Origin of the sequence: Streptomyces sp. YIM 121038, assembly GCF_006088715.1 — a bacterium.
GTDB lineage: Bacteria > Actinomycetota > Actinomycetes > Streptomycetales > Streptomycetaceae > Streptomyces.
The window spans coordinates 5,214,260-5,227,556 of sequence record NZ_CP030771.1; the positions used below are offsets into that span (position 1 = coordinate 5,214,260).

The following is a 13,297-nucleotide window of genomic DNA, read 5'->3' on the forward strand; positions in this document are numbered from 1 at the left end:
TGCTGGGAGAGATGAGGAATGAGGAGAGGGAAGGTCAGCGAAGGGTTTCGCCGAAGGCCCTGCCGACGCCGCCCGCGCCCGCGGGCAGCCGTACGCCGACGTCGGAGCCGTTGAACGAGGCCGCGTGCGAGGCCGTGACGCCGCCCGCGGAGCCGCGCAGGACCCACACGGCACCCGCGTCCCGCCGCGCGGCGGAGCCCGAGCCGATGTCCTCGCCGCCCGCGCCGACCGCCAGGTCCGCCCTGCCGTCCTTGGTGACGTCCTTCAGCCGGACGCTGGACCCGAACGCGTCGCCGGTCTCGCCGACGCCCGGCACCCCGGGCGAGTCCTGGTGCACGGCACGGCCGTTCCCCAGGCCGCGGGCGCCGCTCCTGAGGACGACGACGCCGCCCGCGCCCCGCACGGACGGGGCACCGACCGTCTCGCCGGGCGCGCCGACGGCGACGTCCGCACGGCCGTCGCCCGTCACGTCGCCCGCCGCCACCGACCCGCCGAACGCGTCGCCCGGCTCGTCGCTCCCGGGCACGCCCGCGCTGTCCTGCGTGTACGTCACGGGTGCGCCGAACTTCGTGTCGGCGCCGTAGCGGACGCTGACGGCGCCGCCCTTCGCCGCGCGGGGGTTGCCCGTGACCAGGTCGTCGTAGCCGTCGCCGTCGACGTCGCCCACGGCGAGCGGGTCGCGCGAGGCGCTCGGGTCGTCGCCCTCGGCGAGGACGCCGGACCAGTAGCCGAGGTCGCCCGCACCGCCCTTCATATAGGCCGTGTACGCGCCACCGTCCGCGCGCTCGCCGGTGAGGACGAACGTGTAGCCGTCCCTGGACGTGAAGTGGCCCGCCGTCATGTTGTCCAGGCGGACGCCCTCGGGCAGGAAGTCGGTCTCCAGGCCGATCGCGCGGCCGTCCTGCGGGAGGCCGCTGTCAGGGTAGTACCACCAGCTGTTTCCGCTGATCACGGCGAGGTTGGCGGCATCGCCGCCGTCGAAGTCGACGAAGACGGCGGCCTCGCCGAAGCGGCGCTCGCTGCCGGCGGGCGCGGTGAGCGCCGTGCCGCCCTTGGTGAAGCCGTCCTTGCCGCCCCAGACGATCGTGACCGTGCCGCCGGACTTGCCCGGGGTCTTCTCTCCCGGGGCGCCGACGACCAGGTCCGCGTAGCCGTCGTTGTTCACGTCGCCGCTGGTGACGCTCTCGCCGAACTCGTCGCCCTTCTCGGTGACTCCGGGCACCCCGGCCGTGTCCTGCGTGACCGTGGTGGACCGGCGCTCGCCGACACCGGCCGCCGAACCGTACGTCACGGTCACGGAATTGGCCCCCGGCGTACCGATCACGAGGTCGCGGTGGCCGTCGCCGTTGAAGTCGTCCTTGCGGACGGTGGCACCCTCGGCCGCGGCCGTCCCGGCCAGCGGCAGCGTGACACCGGCGGCGGCGACGGCGACCGCGGTCGCCGTGAGGGCCAGGTTCCTTGCGCGCACGTACGCTCCCCGTGAGTGAAGTGGTCCTTCCGGGGATGTGACCGGCGGGCTGTACGAATGGTTGTGCGAGGTGGGCTGTGAAGTGAACCGGAGCTTGCGGGCTAGCGGTTCGCGAACAGGGTGGTGGAGAAGGTGAGGCTCGGCTTCCGCTCCACCAGGGCGTCGGAGCGCACGCCCCGGTACACCTCCACGCGGTCCGTGCCCCGGCCCGTGGACGTCCGTACGACCACGTCCGCGCGGCGGTCGCCGTCGAAGTCGGCCACCTTCAGGACCTGGAGGCCCTCGCCTCCGCCCGTGGGGGCGAGCGTGGCTGTGGCGCGGGCCGCGAGGCCCTGGGCCCGGCCCCGGTAGAGCCACACCTCGCCGGGGCGCCCCCCGGTCACGACGAGCTCGCTGCGGCCGTCGCCGTCGAAGTCGCCGGTCCGCACGGAGGCGTCGCGCACCGCGAGGGTGGCCCGCGCGGTGCCGGGCACGTCGTAGCGCAGGGCGATGCCGCGCGGCCCCGGGAGCGCCGCGTCCACCGCACGGCCGCCGCGGAACGTGCCGAAGGCCGTGTCCGTGCCCGCGGGGAGCAGCGCCCCGGTGCGGCTCGGCCCCTTGGGCCCGCCCAGGACCAGGGAGCCACGGGACGCGCCCGCCTCCGCGCGGACCGCCAGGTCGTCGTAGCCGTCGCGGTTCACGTCCACGGCGGGGCCGCCCGTCACCAGCTCGTTGCCGGGCGCGGTGAGCGGGGCCGCGGCCGCGCGCGGCCCGCCCGCGCGGGTGAAGGGGCCGCGCAGGAAGGTCAGATGGGCGCCGCTCGCGTGCAGCACGAGGTCCTGGGCGCCGTCCCCGTCGAAGTCGCCGCACACCGGCTGGTCCGGCCAGTCGTTGCCGAGCCGCGCCCGCGCGGGCACCCGGAGCTTGACGGCCTTGCCGGTCAGGCCCTTCGGGGAGCCGAAGAGGAGCTGGAGCGGCACCGGCGGCTGCCCCTGGCCGTCGTAGGGCGGATCCGTCGACACCACCAGGTCGGTGAACCCGTCCGCGTCCAGGTCGCAGGCCGCCTCCGACTCGAACGCGGCGGGCAGTTCGCCCTTCGTACGGGCGCCGTTGGCGCGCGCGGTCAGCAGCTGCCGGGTGCCGGGGGAGAGCCCGGCGCGAGTGCCGTACACCACGCCGATGCCGGGGTCGTCGCCGTGCCCGCGGTGCGCCAGGTCGTCGAGGACGAGGTCGCGGGCGCCGTCGCCGTTGAAGTCGTCGGGCACCTTGCTGCCCCTGCCCTGCGGGACGGCCTTCTGGGGCGCGCCCCGGGCCGTGAGCCCGTCGGGCGCGGGGCGGGCGTGGGACTCGCCGTCGCCGCCGCAGCCCGCGAGGACCAGGGCGCCGCCGACGGCGGCGGCCAGCAGCCGTATACCGGATCTCCTCAAGCCACCCACCCCTGAGTCGTCACAGTCGTCATGAGCACCACAGGTTTACACGAACGACGAAGGGCCGGTTCCGCCAGGGCGGAACCGGCCCGTTACGACCGTCTTGTACGGCTCACCTCACCGGGTCACCGGCATCGGCTCACTTCACCGGCTCGGGCTCCGGCTCGCTCTCCGTCTCGGCCTCGCCCGCCGGGGGCGGGTTGTCGGCCGGGGTCTTCACCGAGTCCAGCAGCAACTGGGCGACGTCGACGACCTGGAGGGACTCCTTGGCCGCGCCGTCGTTCTTCTTGCCGTTCACCGAGTCCGTGAGCATGACGAGGCAGAACGGGCAGGCGGTCGACACGATGTCCGGGTTGAGGCTGAGGGCCTCGTCCACGCGCTCCGTGTTGATGCGCTTGCCGATCCGCTCCTCCATCCACATCCGCGCGCCGCCCGCGCCGCAGCAGAAGCCGCGCTCCTTGTGGCGGTGCATCTCCTGCTGACGCAGGCCCGGGACGGCGGACATGATCTCGCGCGGCGGCGTGTAGACCTTGTTGTGCCGGCCCAGGTAGCACGGGTCGTGGTAGGTGATCAGGCCCTCGACCGGGGTCACCGGGACCAGCTTGCCCTCGTCGATGAGGTGCTGGAGCAGCTGGGTGTGGTGGATGACCTCGTAGTCGCCGCCGAGCTGCGGGTACTCGTTCGCGATGGTGTTGAAGCAGTGCGGGCAGGTGGAGACGATCTTCTTCGCCGACTTGGGCTTCTTCGTCGACTCGTCCACACCGCCGTCCTCGTCGAGGGACTCCCCGAACGCCATGTTCAGGGAGGCCACGTTCTCCGCGCCCAGCTGCTGGAACAGCGGCTCGTTGCCGAGTCGCCGGGCCGAGTCGCCGGTGCACTTCTCGTCGCCGCCCATGATCGCGAACTTGACGCCCGCGATGTGCAGGAGCTCCGCGAAGGCCTTCGTGGTCTTCTTGGCCCGGTCCTCCAGGGCGCCCGCGCAGCCGACCCAGTACAGGTAGTCGACCTCGGTGAGGTCCTCGATGTCCTTGCCGACGACCGGGACCTCGAAGTCGACCTCCTTGGTCCACTCCAGGCGCTGCTTCTTGGCGAGGCCCCAGGGGTTGCCCTTCTTCTCCAGGTTCTTGAGCATCGTGCCCGCCTCGGACGGGAACGCGGACTCGATCATCACCTGGTAGCGGCGCATGTCGACGATGTGGTCGATGTGCTCGATGTCGACGGGGCACTGCTCGACGCAGGCGCCGCAGGTGGTGCAGGACCACAGGACGTCGGGGTCGATGACCCCGCCCGCGGCGGAGCCGCCGTCGGATACGGCCTCCAGCGTGCCGATCAGCGGGCGCTCGGCCTCGGCGAGGGCGGCGGCGGGGACGTCGGCGAGCTGCTCGGCGGTCGCCTTCTCCTCGCCCTCCATGGTCTTGCCGCCACCGGCGAGCAGGTACGGGGCCTTGGCGTGCGCGTGGTCGCGCAGCGACATGATCAGGAGCTTCGGCGAGAGCGGCTTGCCGGTGTTCCAGGCGGGGCACTGCGACTGGCAGCGGCCGCACTCGGTGCAGGTGGAGAAGTCGAGGATGCCCTTCCAGGAGAACTGCTCGACCTGGCTGACGCCGAAGACGGTGTCCTCGTCCGGGTCCTCCCAGTCGATCTCCTTGCCGCCGCTCGTCATCGGCAGGAGCGCGCCGAGCGCGGTGGAGCCGTCGGCCTTGCGCTTGAACCAGATGTTGGGGAAGGCCAGGAAGCGGTGCCAGGCGACGCCCATGTCGGTCTTCAGGGAGACCGTGATCATCCAGATGAACGACGTCGCGATCTTCAGACCGGCGAAGAAGTACGTCAGGTTCTGGAGCGTCGAGACGTCCATGCCGGAGAACCACGAGACGAACGGGTACGAGAGGAAGAACGAGGCCTCGTAGCCGTCCACGTGGTGCTGGGCGCCCTCCAGGGCGTGCAGCATGAAGATGCAGACGCCGACGACGAGGATGACGCCCTCGACGAAGTACGCCTGGCCCGTGTTGGAGCCCGCGAAGCGGGACTTGCGGCCCGGCTTGCCCGGCCGGTTCAGCTGCCGGATGACGATCAGCGTCAGGATGCCGAGCACGGTCATGGTGCCGAGGAACTCGACGAAGACGTTGTACGGCGCCCAGTCGCCGATGACCGGCAGGATCCAGTCGGCCTTGAAGAGCTGGCCGATGGCGTTCACGATCGTGAGCAGCAGGGAGAAGAAGCCCACCGCCACGAACCAGTGCGCGACGCCGACGATGCCCCACCGGTTCATCCGGGTGTGGCCGAGGAACTCCTTGGCCACGGTGAGGGTGCGCTCGGCGGGAGCGTCGGTCCGGGTGCCTGCGGGCACGGCCTGGCCGAGCCGTACGAACTGGTAGATCTGCAGGATGGCACGGCCGAACAGCGCGACGCCGACCGCGATTAGGACCAGCGACACGATGATCGCGGCGAGTTGCATTTCGGGGCTCCTCAGGCCTGCGAGGCGTCTATTACTAAGCAGTAACTTATGCAGTCCGTCTGAGACTACCCACATACGGTGCGGCCGCGCAGCCAGGCAGGCGGTGATCTGTGTCGCTCAGGCTCCCCTTTCCGCCCCCGCTCGCCCCCTGCTCGCCCCCGCTCAACCGTTCCGGGCCCGGGGCCGTCTCTCTCCGTGACCCCCGGGTTGCGCGTAAGGGTGGGATAAGAGTTGAGTCTCTCTGACTCAGCTCTGTTGACTCGGGGCGACCTGTGGGGCATCCTTGAGTCAGTTCCACTCAAGTAGTCATCTGGAGGCATCGCAATGGCACGTGCGGTCGGCATCGACCTGGGCACGACTAACTCCGTCGTCAGCGTTCTCGAAGGCGGCGAGCCCACCGTCATCACCAACGCCGAAGGCGCCAGGACCACGCCGTCCGTCGTCGCCTTCGCCAAGAACGGTGAGGTCCTGGTGGGCGAGGTCGCCAAGCGCCAGGCAGTCACCAACGTCGACAGGACCATCCGCTCCGTGAAGCGCCACATGGGCACGGACTGGAAGGTCGACATCGATGACAAGAACTTCAACCCGCAGCAGATCAGCGCCTTCATCCTGCAGAAGCTGAAGCGCGACGCCGAGGCGTACCTGGGCGAGAAGGTCACGGACGCGGTCATCACCGTGCCCGCGTACTTCAACGACTCCGAGCGCCAGGCCACCAAGGAGGCCGGCGAGATCGCGGGTCTGAACGTCCTGCGCATTGTCAACGAGCCGACTGCCGCCGCCCTGGCCTACGGCCTCGACAAGGACGACCAGACCATTCTCGTCTTCGACCTCGGTGGCGGCACCTTCGACGTCTCGCTGCTCGAGATCGGCGACGGCGTCGTCGAGGTGAAGGCCACCAACGGCGACAACCACCTCGGTGGTGACGACTGGGACCAGCGCGTCGTCGACTACCTGGTCAAGCAGTTCGCCAACGGCCACGGCGTCGACCTGTCCAAGGACAAGATGGCGCTCCAGCGCCTGCGCGAGGCCGCCGAGAAGGCGAAGATCGAGCTCTCGTCCTCGACCGAGACGACGATCAACCTGCCGTACATCACGGCCTCCGCCGAGGGCCCGCTGCACCTGGACGAGAAGCTCACGCGCGCCCAGTTCCAGCAGCTGACCAGCGACCTCCTGGAGCGCTGCAAGACGCCGTTCCACAACGTCATCAAGGACGCGGGCATCGCCCTCTCCGAGATCGACCACGTGGTCCTCGTCGGCGGCTCCACCCGCATGCCCGCCGTCGCCGAGCTCGTCAAGGAGCTGACCGGTGGCAACGAGGCCAACAAGGGCGTGAACCCGGACGAGGTCGTCGCCATCGGCGCCGCCCTCCAGGCCGGTGTCCTCAAGGGTGAGGTCAAGGACGTCCTGCTCCTCGACGTGACCCCGCTGTCCCTCGGCATCGAGACCAAGGGCGGCATCATGACCAAGCTGATCGAGCGGAACACCACGATTCCGACGAAGCGCTCCGAGATCTTCACGACGGCCGAGGACAACCAGCCGTCCGTGCAGATCCAGGTCTACCAGGGCGAGCGCGAGATCGCGGCGTACAACAAGAAGCTCGGCATGTTCGAGCTGACCGGTCTGCCCCCGGCCCCGCGCGGCGTCCCGCAGATCGAGGTCTCCTTCGACATCGACGCCAACGGCATCATGCACGTGACCGCGAAGGACCTCGGCACGGGCAAGGAGCAGAAGATGACCGTCACCGGTGGCTCCTCGCTGCCGAAGGACGAGGTCAACCGCATGCGCGAAGAGGCCGAGAAGTACGCGGACGAGGACCACGCCCGCCGCGAGGCCGCCGAGTCGCGCAACCAGGGCGAGCAGCTCGTCTACCAGACGGAGAAGTTCCTCAAGGACAACGAGGACAAGGTCCCCGGTGACGTCAAGACCGAGGTCGAGACGGCCGTCGCCGAGCTGAAGGAGAAGCTCAAGGGCGAGGACACCGCGGAGATCCGCACCGCCACGGAGAAGGTCGCCGCCGTCTCCCAGAAGCTGGGCCAGGCCATGTACGCCGACGCCCAGGCCGCGGGCGCGGCCGGTGCCGAAGGCGCCGCCCCGGGCGCCGAAGCGCCGAACATGTCCAAGGAGGACGACGTCGTGGACGCCGAGATCGTCGACGACGAGAAGCCCGGTGACGCGAAGGGCGGCGCTGTCTGATGACGGAGGAGACCCCGGGCTTCGGCGACGCCGACCGGCCCGACGTCCCCTCCGGCGCCACCCCTGACGAAGCGGCGCCGCAGGCCGCCGAGCCCTCCACCGAGGAGGGCCCGGCGGCCCCGGCCGGGGACGCAATGCGAGAAGCAGGACTGACGGCCCAGCTGGACCAGGCCCGCTCCGCGCTCGGCGAGCGCACCGCGGACCTCCAGCGGCTCCAGGCCGAGTACCAGAACTACCGCCGCCGCGTGGAGCGGGACAAGGTGACGGTGAAGGAGATCGCCTCGGCGAACCTCCTCTCCGAGCTCCTCCCGACCCTCGACGACGTCGGCCGCGCGCGGGACCACGGCGAGCTGGTCGGCGGCTTCAAGTCGGTGGCCGAATCCCTGGAGACCGTCGTCGCCAAGATGGGCCTCCAGCAGTTCGGCAAGGAGGGCGAGCCCTTCGACCCGACGATCCACGAGGCCCTGATGCACAGCTACGCACCGGACGTCACGGAGACGACGTGCGTCGCGATCCTCCAGCCGGGGTATCGCATCGGCGAGCGCGTCATCCGTCCCGCCCGCGTGGCGGTGGCGGAGCCGCAGCCCGGCGCGCAGACGGTGAAGCCGGACGCGGCCGAGGGCGCCGACGGCGAGGGCGAGACGCCGGACGCCGCGGACAAGGCCGAGGCCAAGGACGCGGGCCGGCCCGCCGACCAGGCCGACAAGGCCGAGAGCAAGGAGAACGGTGGCCCGGACAAGGGCTGACGTTGACACGGACGGCGACGTCGGCCGCGGCCGGGCCCCCGGCGACCATGATGGTCGCGGACCCGGCGTCGCGGTCGGCGTCGGCGTCGACCTGACGACGAGGAAGGAGGGACGTCGGGGATGAGCACCAAGGACTTCATCGAGAAGGACTTCTACAAGGTCCTCGGCGTCCCCAAGGACGCCACCGAAGCCGAGATCAAGAAGGCGTACCGGAAGCTCGCCCGCGAGAACCACCCGGACGCCAACAAGGGCAACGCGAAGGCCGAGGAGCGCTTCAAGGAGATCTCCGAGGCGAACGACGTCCTCGGCGACCCGAAGAAGCGCAAGGAGTACGACGAGGCCCGCGCGCTCTTCGGCAACGGCGGATTCAGGCCAGGCCCCGGAGCGGGCGGCGGCACGTTCAACTTCGACCTGGGCGACCTCTTCGGAGGCGGCGCCCCGGGCGGCGGTGGAGCGGGCGCCGGCGGCTTCGGCGGCGGCCTAGGTGACGTCTTCGGGGGCCTGTTCAACCGCGGCGGCGCGGGCGCGGGGACGCGGACGCAGCCGCGCCGCGGCCAGGACATCGAGTCCGAGGTCACGCTGAGCTTCACGGAGGCGGTGGAGGGCGCGACGGTTCCGCTGCGCATGTCCTCCCAGGCCGCCTGCAAGGCGTGCTCGGGCACCGGCGACAAGAACGGCACGCCGCGCGTGTGCCCCACCTGTGTGGGCACGGGCCAGGTCTCCCGGGGCGGCGGTGGCGGGTTCTCCCTCACCGACCCCTGCGTGGACTGCAAGGGCCGCGGCCTGATCGCCGAGACGCCCTGCGAGGTGTGCCACGGCAGCGGCCGCGCGAAGTCGTCGCGGACGATGCAGGTGCGCATCCCGGCGGGCGTCAGCGACGGCCAGCGCATCCGGCTGCGCGGCAAGGGCGCGCCCGGTGAGCGCGGCGGCCCCGCGGGCGATCTGTACGTGGTCGTCCATGTGGACGCCCACCCGGTCTTCGGCCGCAAGGGCGAGAACCTCACGGTGACGGTCCCGGTGACCCTCCCCGAGGCCGCGCTCGGCGGCGAGGTGCGGGTGCCCACGCTCGGCGGCGTGCCCGTCACCCTGAAGCTGCCCCCGGGCACGCCGAACGGGCGCACGATGCGGGTGCGCGGCAAGGGCCCCGCCCGTAAGGACGGCACGCCCGGCGACCTGCTCGTCACGGTGGAGGTGGCCGTCCCGGCGACGCTGTCCCCCGCGGCGAAGGAAGCCCTGGAGGAGTACCGCGAGGCGACTGCGGATCTGGATCCGCGGGCAGAACTGTTCAAGGCCGCGAAGGGAGCGTGACCTCATGGAGCGGGACGGCCGCCGACGCAACCCGTATCAGCTGACGGACGAGACCCCGGTGTACGTCATCTCGGTGGCGGCCCAGCTCTCCGGTCTCCACCCCCAGACCCTGCGGCAGTACGACCGCCTGGGCCTGGTCTCGCCCGACCGCACCGCGGGCCGGGGCCGGCGGTACTCCGCCCGGGACATCGAGCTGCTCCGCACCGTCCAGCAGCTCTCCCAGGAGGAGGGCATCAACCTCGCGGGCATCAAGCGCATCATCGAGCTGGAGAACCAGGTCGCCGCGCTCCAGTCCCGGGTCGCCGAGCTGTCGGCGGCCGTCGAGGGCGCGGCCGCCGCGATGCAGCAGCGCGAGGCCCAGGTCCACGCCTCCTACCGCCGCGACCTGGTGCCGTACCAGGACGTGCAGCAGGCGAGCGCGCTCGTGGTGTGGCGGCCCAAGAGGTCGCCGGAGCAGTAGCCCGCAGCGCTCCGGCGCGACGAAAGGCCGGGCGCCCGCACGCGAACGACTCGTGTGCGGGCGCCCGGCCTTCGCCGTGCCGGGGCACTCCGGCGGGCAGCCGTAGGGGAACGATGGACGGCGCGCCGCACTCCTATAGTTGGCAGGCTGTTGTGTTTCTTCCGCGGGAAAGCTGGATTCTCCATGGCCATGGTCGGGCTGTTCTGGATCGCCGAGGGTGATGTGTACGTGGGCTCGAAGCCGTCCGGGCTCGCTCCCGGGGTCCGGCTGACACCCGAGGGGGTGGCCGGTCTCGGGCATCAGCAGTCGGGCCTGTGGCTCTGGGACGACGTACGGGCGCTGAGCATCGAGGACGTTCCGGTGAAGTCGCTGAAGCGGCAGGTCGGGATGGTGGTGGACATGGCGCTCACGGTCGGGCTCGGCGGCGGTGACGACGCGCCCTCGATGACCGTGTGCGTGGAGACCGCCGACCAGGAGGTCGAGCTGACCGCGTACGTGGCGGCGGCGTACGGCTACTCCCAGAAGGAGTACGACCTGTCCCGCGCGCTGCTCGCCCGGCTCACGGAGGGCGCCGCCACGCTGCTGACCACGCTCTCGGCGATGGCCGAGTGGGGGCGCTCGCACGAGGGCGGCACGCCGCGCCGCGAGCTGCGCGAGCGCCTGCTGCGGGAGTGGGCGGACCAGGCGTAGGCGCCTGCTCCGCGGGGCGCGTGGCTGCCCCGGCCCGCCACGGAACGAGGCGGGCCGGAGAGCCTTAGGGAAGCGCGACCCCGCGGGGGGAGACCACAACAGAGCCGCTGCGGGAATCACCATGCAGGGCCGCGCCCGCGCTCCGCTACCGTCAGCTTGTTGCGGTGCAAGGGGCGGGGGCGGGGGCAAGTGCCGCAATTGCGGACGTTCGTGGTTCAGCGGGTGCGGCCGCGGTCGCGGGGGCCGCGCGGGCTGCCAGGGCTGCCGGGACCGAGCAGGCCCGACTGGCCGATGCGGTAGCCGAGTTGGGTGCGGCCCGTGCTGCCGAGGACCTGGGCCAGTCCGGCGATGTGGACGCGTACGGTCCGGACGTTCATGCCGAGGCGTTCGGCGATGCCCGCGTCGGTGAGGCCCTCCGTGAGCAGTTCGGCGATGGCGCGCTGGCGGGGCGTGACGCCGCCCCGCGCGGGCTGCGGCGCCGGGTGCGGGAACAGGGGCGTCGCCAGGCGCCACAGGCGGTCGAAGAGCGCGGCCAGATGGCCGGCCAGGGCGGGCACGCGGACCTCCAGGGCCAGGGCGCGGTCCCGGTCGGCGGGGACGAAGGCGACCGCGCGGTCGAAGACGACGAGCTGGGCCGTGACCTCGCTCAGCGTGCGGACCTCCACGTCGCCCTCAAGGCCCGCGAAGCGGGCGAGCACGGGGGAGGCGTGCCGGGCCGTGTGCTGGTGCAGGGTGCGCAGCCGGCAGCCGCGGGCCAGCAGCGGCTGTTCGCGCGGCGGCGCCGGGCCCAGGTCCCAGACGCGGTGGAAACCGCCGGGCTGCACGGTCAGGACCTCCTCGGCGCAGGCGTCCGCGGCCCGGCAGACGGCGTCGGCGATCCGGGGCAGGCCCCTGAGCAGGGTGAGTGCGGGCGGCCCGGCCGGGAGGTCACCGTCCGGCGCGGGGGGCGCGGCCGCCTGCGCCGCCGCCGGGCGCGCGAGGGCGGGCAACGGCGCGAAGGCGGCGGTCAGTTCGGCCTCGCGGCGCCGTTCGTGCGCCACGTCCTCCTCGATGCCGCGCAGCAGCCGCAGCAGGGCGCGCGAGGGGGCGCTGGGCAGCAGCCACGCCATGTCGTCGGGGTCGGGGTGCAGGAGCCCGAAGTCGACGAGGCAGGGTGCGCCTGCCGCGTCCCGCGCGGGCACGCGGCGCTCGCGCAGGGCCCGGACGTAGAGCGCGGCCCCCGCGGCGCACCACGCGTCGGCCCCGTGCGGGCGGTGGCGCTCGTCCCCCGGGGGCACGCTGGTACTCCCCCTCACCGGCCGGGTGAGAAACGCCGTGAGGAATGGCGTTCGAGTATTCCGGACTGGCTTATGAGAAAGCCGAGTTGCGTACGGCTCGTACTGCCGAGCACCTGCGCCACCTTGGCGATGTGGACGCGTACGGTCCGGACGTTCAGATCCGTGCGCGTGGCGATTTCCGTGTCGGTGAGGCCTTCGGTGAGAAGGCGTGCGATCTCCAGCTGCACCGGTGAGATCGCCTTGTCGGGCAGGGGCGGGGCGTCTTCCCGGTACAGCGGTCTCGCGAGCCGCCAGAGAATGTCGAAGGCGCTCGCGACGTACGCGATGAGTGCGGGTGAGCGCACTTCGAAGGAGATCTCGCCGCCGGGGTCCGCCGGAATGAACGCGACGCGCCGGTCGAAGAGGATGAGGCAGGGCGGGAGTTCGTCGAGCGTGCGGGCCTCGCCGTCGACGGCGGGCCCCAGCGGATGCGTCCGGGGCGGCGGCGCGCCGCCCCGCGGCGGCCGGGCGAGGGTGCGCAGCTGCCCGCCGCGCGCGACGAACTCGGCCATGCGCCAGGGCTCGTCGTGGGGCAGCAGGCGCGGTCGCGGGCCGCTCGGCTGGACCGCGAGCAGCTCCTCGCGGGCGTCGGCGAGGGCCTGCCGCACGGCCGTCCTGATCCGCGGTACGCCCTGGAGGACGGTGAGGTGTGCCGCCGCCGAGTCCGGGTCGGGGGCCGGTTCCGCCAGGATGAGCGGCTCGAAGGCGGCCGCGAGCCGGGCGGCCCGGACGCGGTGGCGGGCCACGCGCCGCTCGATGTCCTCCAGGAGCCGGGGCAGGGCCACGACGGGCGCGGCGGGCAGCAGCCACGCCGGGTCGCCCGCCGGGTCGGCGCGCAGCAGGCCGAAGGGGCGCAGACAGTCGGCGTGGGGCGCGTCGGCGGGGACGCGGCCGTCGTGCAGGGCCCGGCTGTACAGGGCCCGTGCCTGCTCGCAGAGGACGTCGTGGCCGTGCGGCGGGTGGGCCGGGAGGCCCGCGTCCGTCTCGCGCATCGCTCCGTCCGGCACGGCGCTCCCTTGCTCCTCCCGCCGGTGCGGCACGTAAGTGACCATTGTTGCCAACGCGGCAACTGCCTTCAATGGTGGGGCTATTCCTAGCATTCCACACCCAATTATTCAGACTTCCACGTATGCCTCGGCAGGTCGGCGGCAGGGCTGTGGCGGGGCCCGCGTGCCACCGCGCGGCACGGAGACCACCGGCGCCGGGGGCCGGTGCCGGCGGCGCGCCGGACGCGCGGGCGGCTCCATTGGTCGGT

General features: G+C 72.2%; 10 protein-coding genes. 5 read left to right on the forward strand and 5 right to left on the reverse strand.

All coding sequences use genetic code 11. From position 1 onward, the window contains the following. Window positions 1-34: 34 nt before the first annotated feature. The 3 genes from C9F11_RS22250 to C9F11_RS22260 form a co-directional block, all read right to left on the reverse strand. Window positions 35-1,468: an FG-GAP and VCBS repeat-containing protein gene (locus tag C9F11_RS22250; protein ID WP_138960933.1), complete on the reverse strand. Its 1,434-nt coding sequence runs from the start codon at window positions 1,466-1,468 to the stop codon at window positions 35-37. Window positions 1,469-1,569: 101 nt separating this feature from the next. Continuing rightward, window positions 1,570-2,883 (reverse strand): VCBS repeat-containing protein, encoded by a 1,314-nt coding sequence (locus C9F11_RS22255; protein WP_346347328.1) that lies wholly within the window; start codon window positions 2,881-2,883, stop codon window positions 1,570-1,572. Between the two features lie 130 nt (window positions 2,884-3,013). Beyond that, window positions 3,014-5,329 (reverse strand): heterodisulfide reductase-related iron-sulfur binding cluster, encoded by a 2,316-nt coding sequence (locus C9F11_RS22260; RefSeq protein ID WP_138960935.1) that lies wholly within the window; start codon window positions 5,327-5,329, stop codon window positions 3,014-3,016. Between the two features lie 324 nt (window positions 5,330-5,653). Between C9F11_RS22260 and dnaK the strand changes: the two genes are divergently transcribed. The 5 genes from dnaK to C9F11_RS22285 all read left to right on the forward strand — a co-directional run bounded on the left by dnaK (window position 5,654) and on the right by C9F11_RS22285 (window position 10,726). Further along, on the forward strand, window positions 5,654-7,522 hold the full coding sequence (gene dnaK, locus C9F11_RS22265) for a molecular chaperone DnaK (RefSeq protein WP_138960936.1): 1,869 nt from the start codon (window positions 5,654-5,656) through the stop codon (window positions 7,520-7,522). Continuing rightward, window positions 7,522-8,268, forward strand: coding sequence for a nucleotide exchange factor GrpE (grpE, locus tag C9F11_RS22270; protein WP_138960937.1), 747 nt, complete (start codon window positions 7,522-7,524; stop codon window positions 8,266-8,268). Before dnaK ends, grpE begins: the two co-directional genes overlap by 1 nt. A 120-nt stretch (window positions 8,269-8,388) precedes the next feature. Next, window positions 8,389-9,576, forward strand: coding sequence for a molecular chaperone DnaJ (dnaJ, locus tag C9F11_RS22275; RefSeq protein ID WP_138960938.1), 1,188 nt, complete (start codon window positions 8,389-8,391; stop codon window positions 9,574-9,576). 4 nt (window positions 9,577-9,580) lie between these two features. Next, on the forward strand, window positions 9,581-10,036 hold the full coding sequence (locus C9F11_RS22280; RefSeq protein ID WP_030682652.1) for a helix-turn-helix domain-containing protein: 456 nt from the start codon (window positions 9,581-9,583) through the stop codon (window positions 10,034-10,036). Window positions 10,037-10,219: 183 nt separating this feature from the next. Beyond that, window positions 10,220-10,726 (forward strand): hypothetical protein, encoded by a 507-nt coding sequence (locus tag C9F11_RS22285; protein ID WP_138960939.1) that lies wholly within the window; start codon window positions 10,220-10,222, stop codon window positions 10,724-10,726. A gap of 215 nt (window positions 10,727-10,941) precedes the next feature. Here the strand turns inward: C9F11_RS22285 and C9F11_RS22290 are convergent, their stop codons facing one another. Both C9F11_RS22290 and C9F11_RS22295 read right to left on the reverse strand, forming a co-directional pair. Beyond that, window positions 10,942-12,003: a LuxR C-terminal-related transcriptional regulator gene (locus C9F11_RS22290; protein WP_171075816.1), complete on the reverse strand. Its 1,062-nt coding sequence runs from the start codon at window positions 12,001-12,003 to the stop codon at window positions 10,942-10,944. A gap of 14 nt (window positions 12,004-12,017) precedes the next feature. Continuing rightward, window positions 12,018-13,049 carry a LuxR C-terminal-related transcriptional regulator gene (locus C9F11_RS22295; protein ID WP_138960940.1) on the reverse strand — a complete coding sequence of 344 codons (1,032 nt, stop codon included), beginning with the start codon at window positions 13,047-13,049 and terminating at the stop codon, window positions 12,018-12,020. Window positions 13,050-13,297 lie beyond the last annotated feature (248 nt).

Coding starts and splice junctions, on each gene's coding strand:
- C9F11_RS22260 (WP_138960935.1), bottom strand. CDS start 5,329: ATGCAACTCGCCGCGATCATCGTGTCGCTGGTCCTAATCGCGGTCGGC.
- dnaK (WP_138960936.1), top strand. CDS start 5,654: ATGGCACGTGCGGTCGGCATCGACCTGGGCACGACTAACTCCGTCGTC.
- grpE (WP_138960937.1), top strand. CDS start 7,522: ATGACGGAGGAGACCCCGGGCTTCGGCGACGCCGACCGGCCCGACGTC.
- dnaJ (WP_138960938.1), top strand. CDS start 8,389: ATGAGCACCAAGGACTTCATCGAGAAGGACTTCTACAAGGTCCTCGGC.
- C9F11_RS22280 (WP_030682652.1), top strand. CDS start 9,581: ATGGAGCGGGACGGCCGCCGACGCAACCCGTATCAGCTGACGGACGAG.
- C9F11_RS22285 (WP_138960939.1), top strand. CDS start 10,220: ATGGCCATGGTCGGGCTGTTCTGGATCGCCGAGGGTGATGTGTACGTG.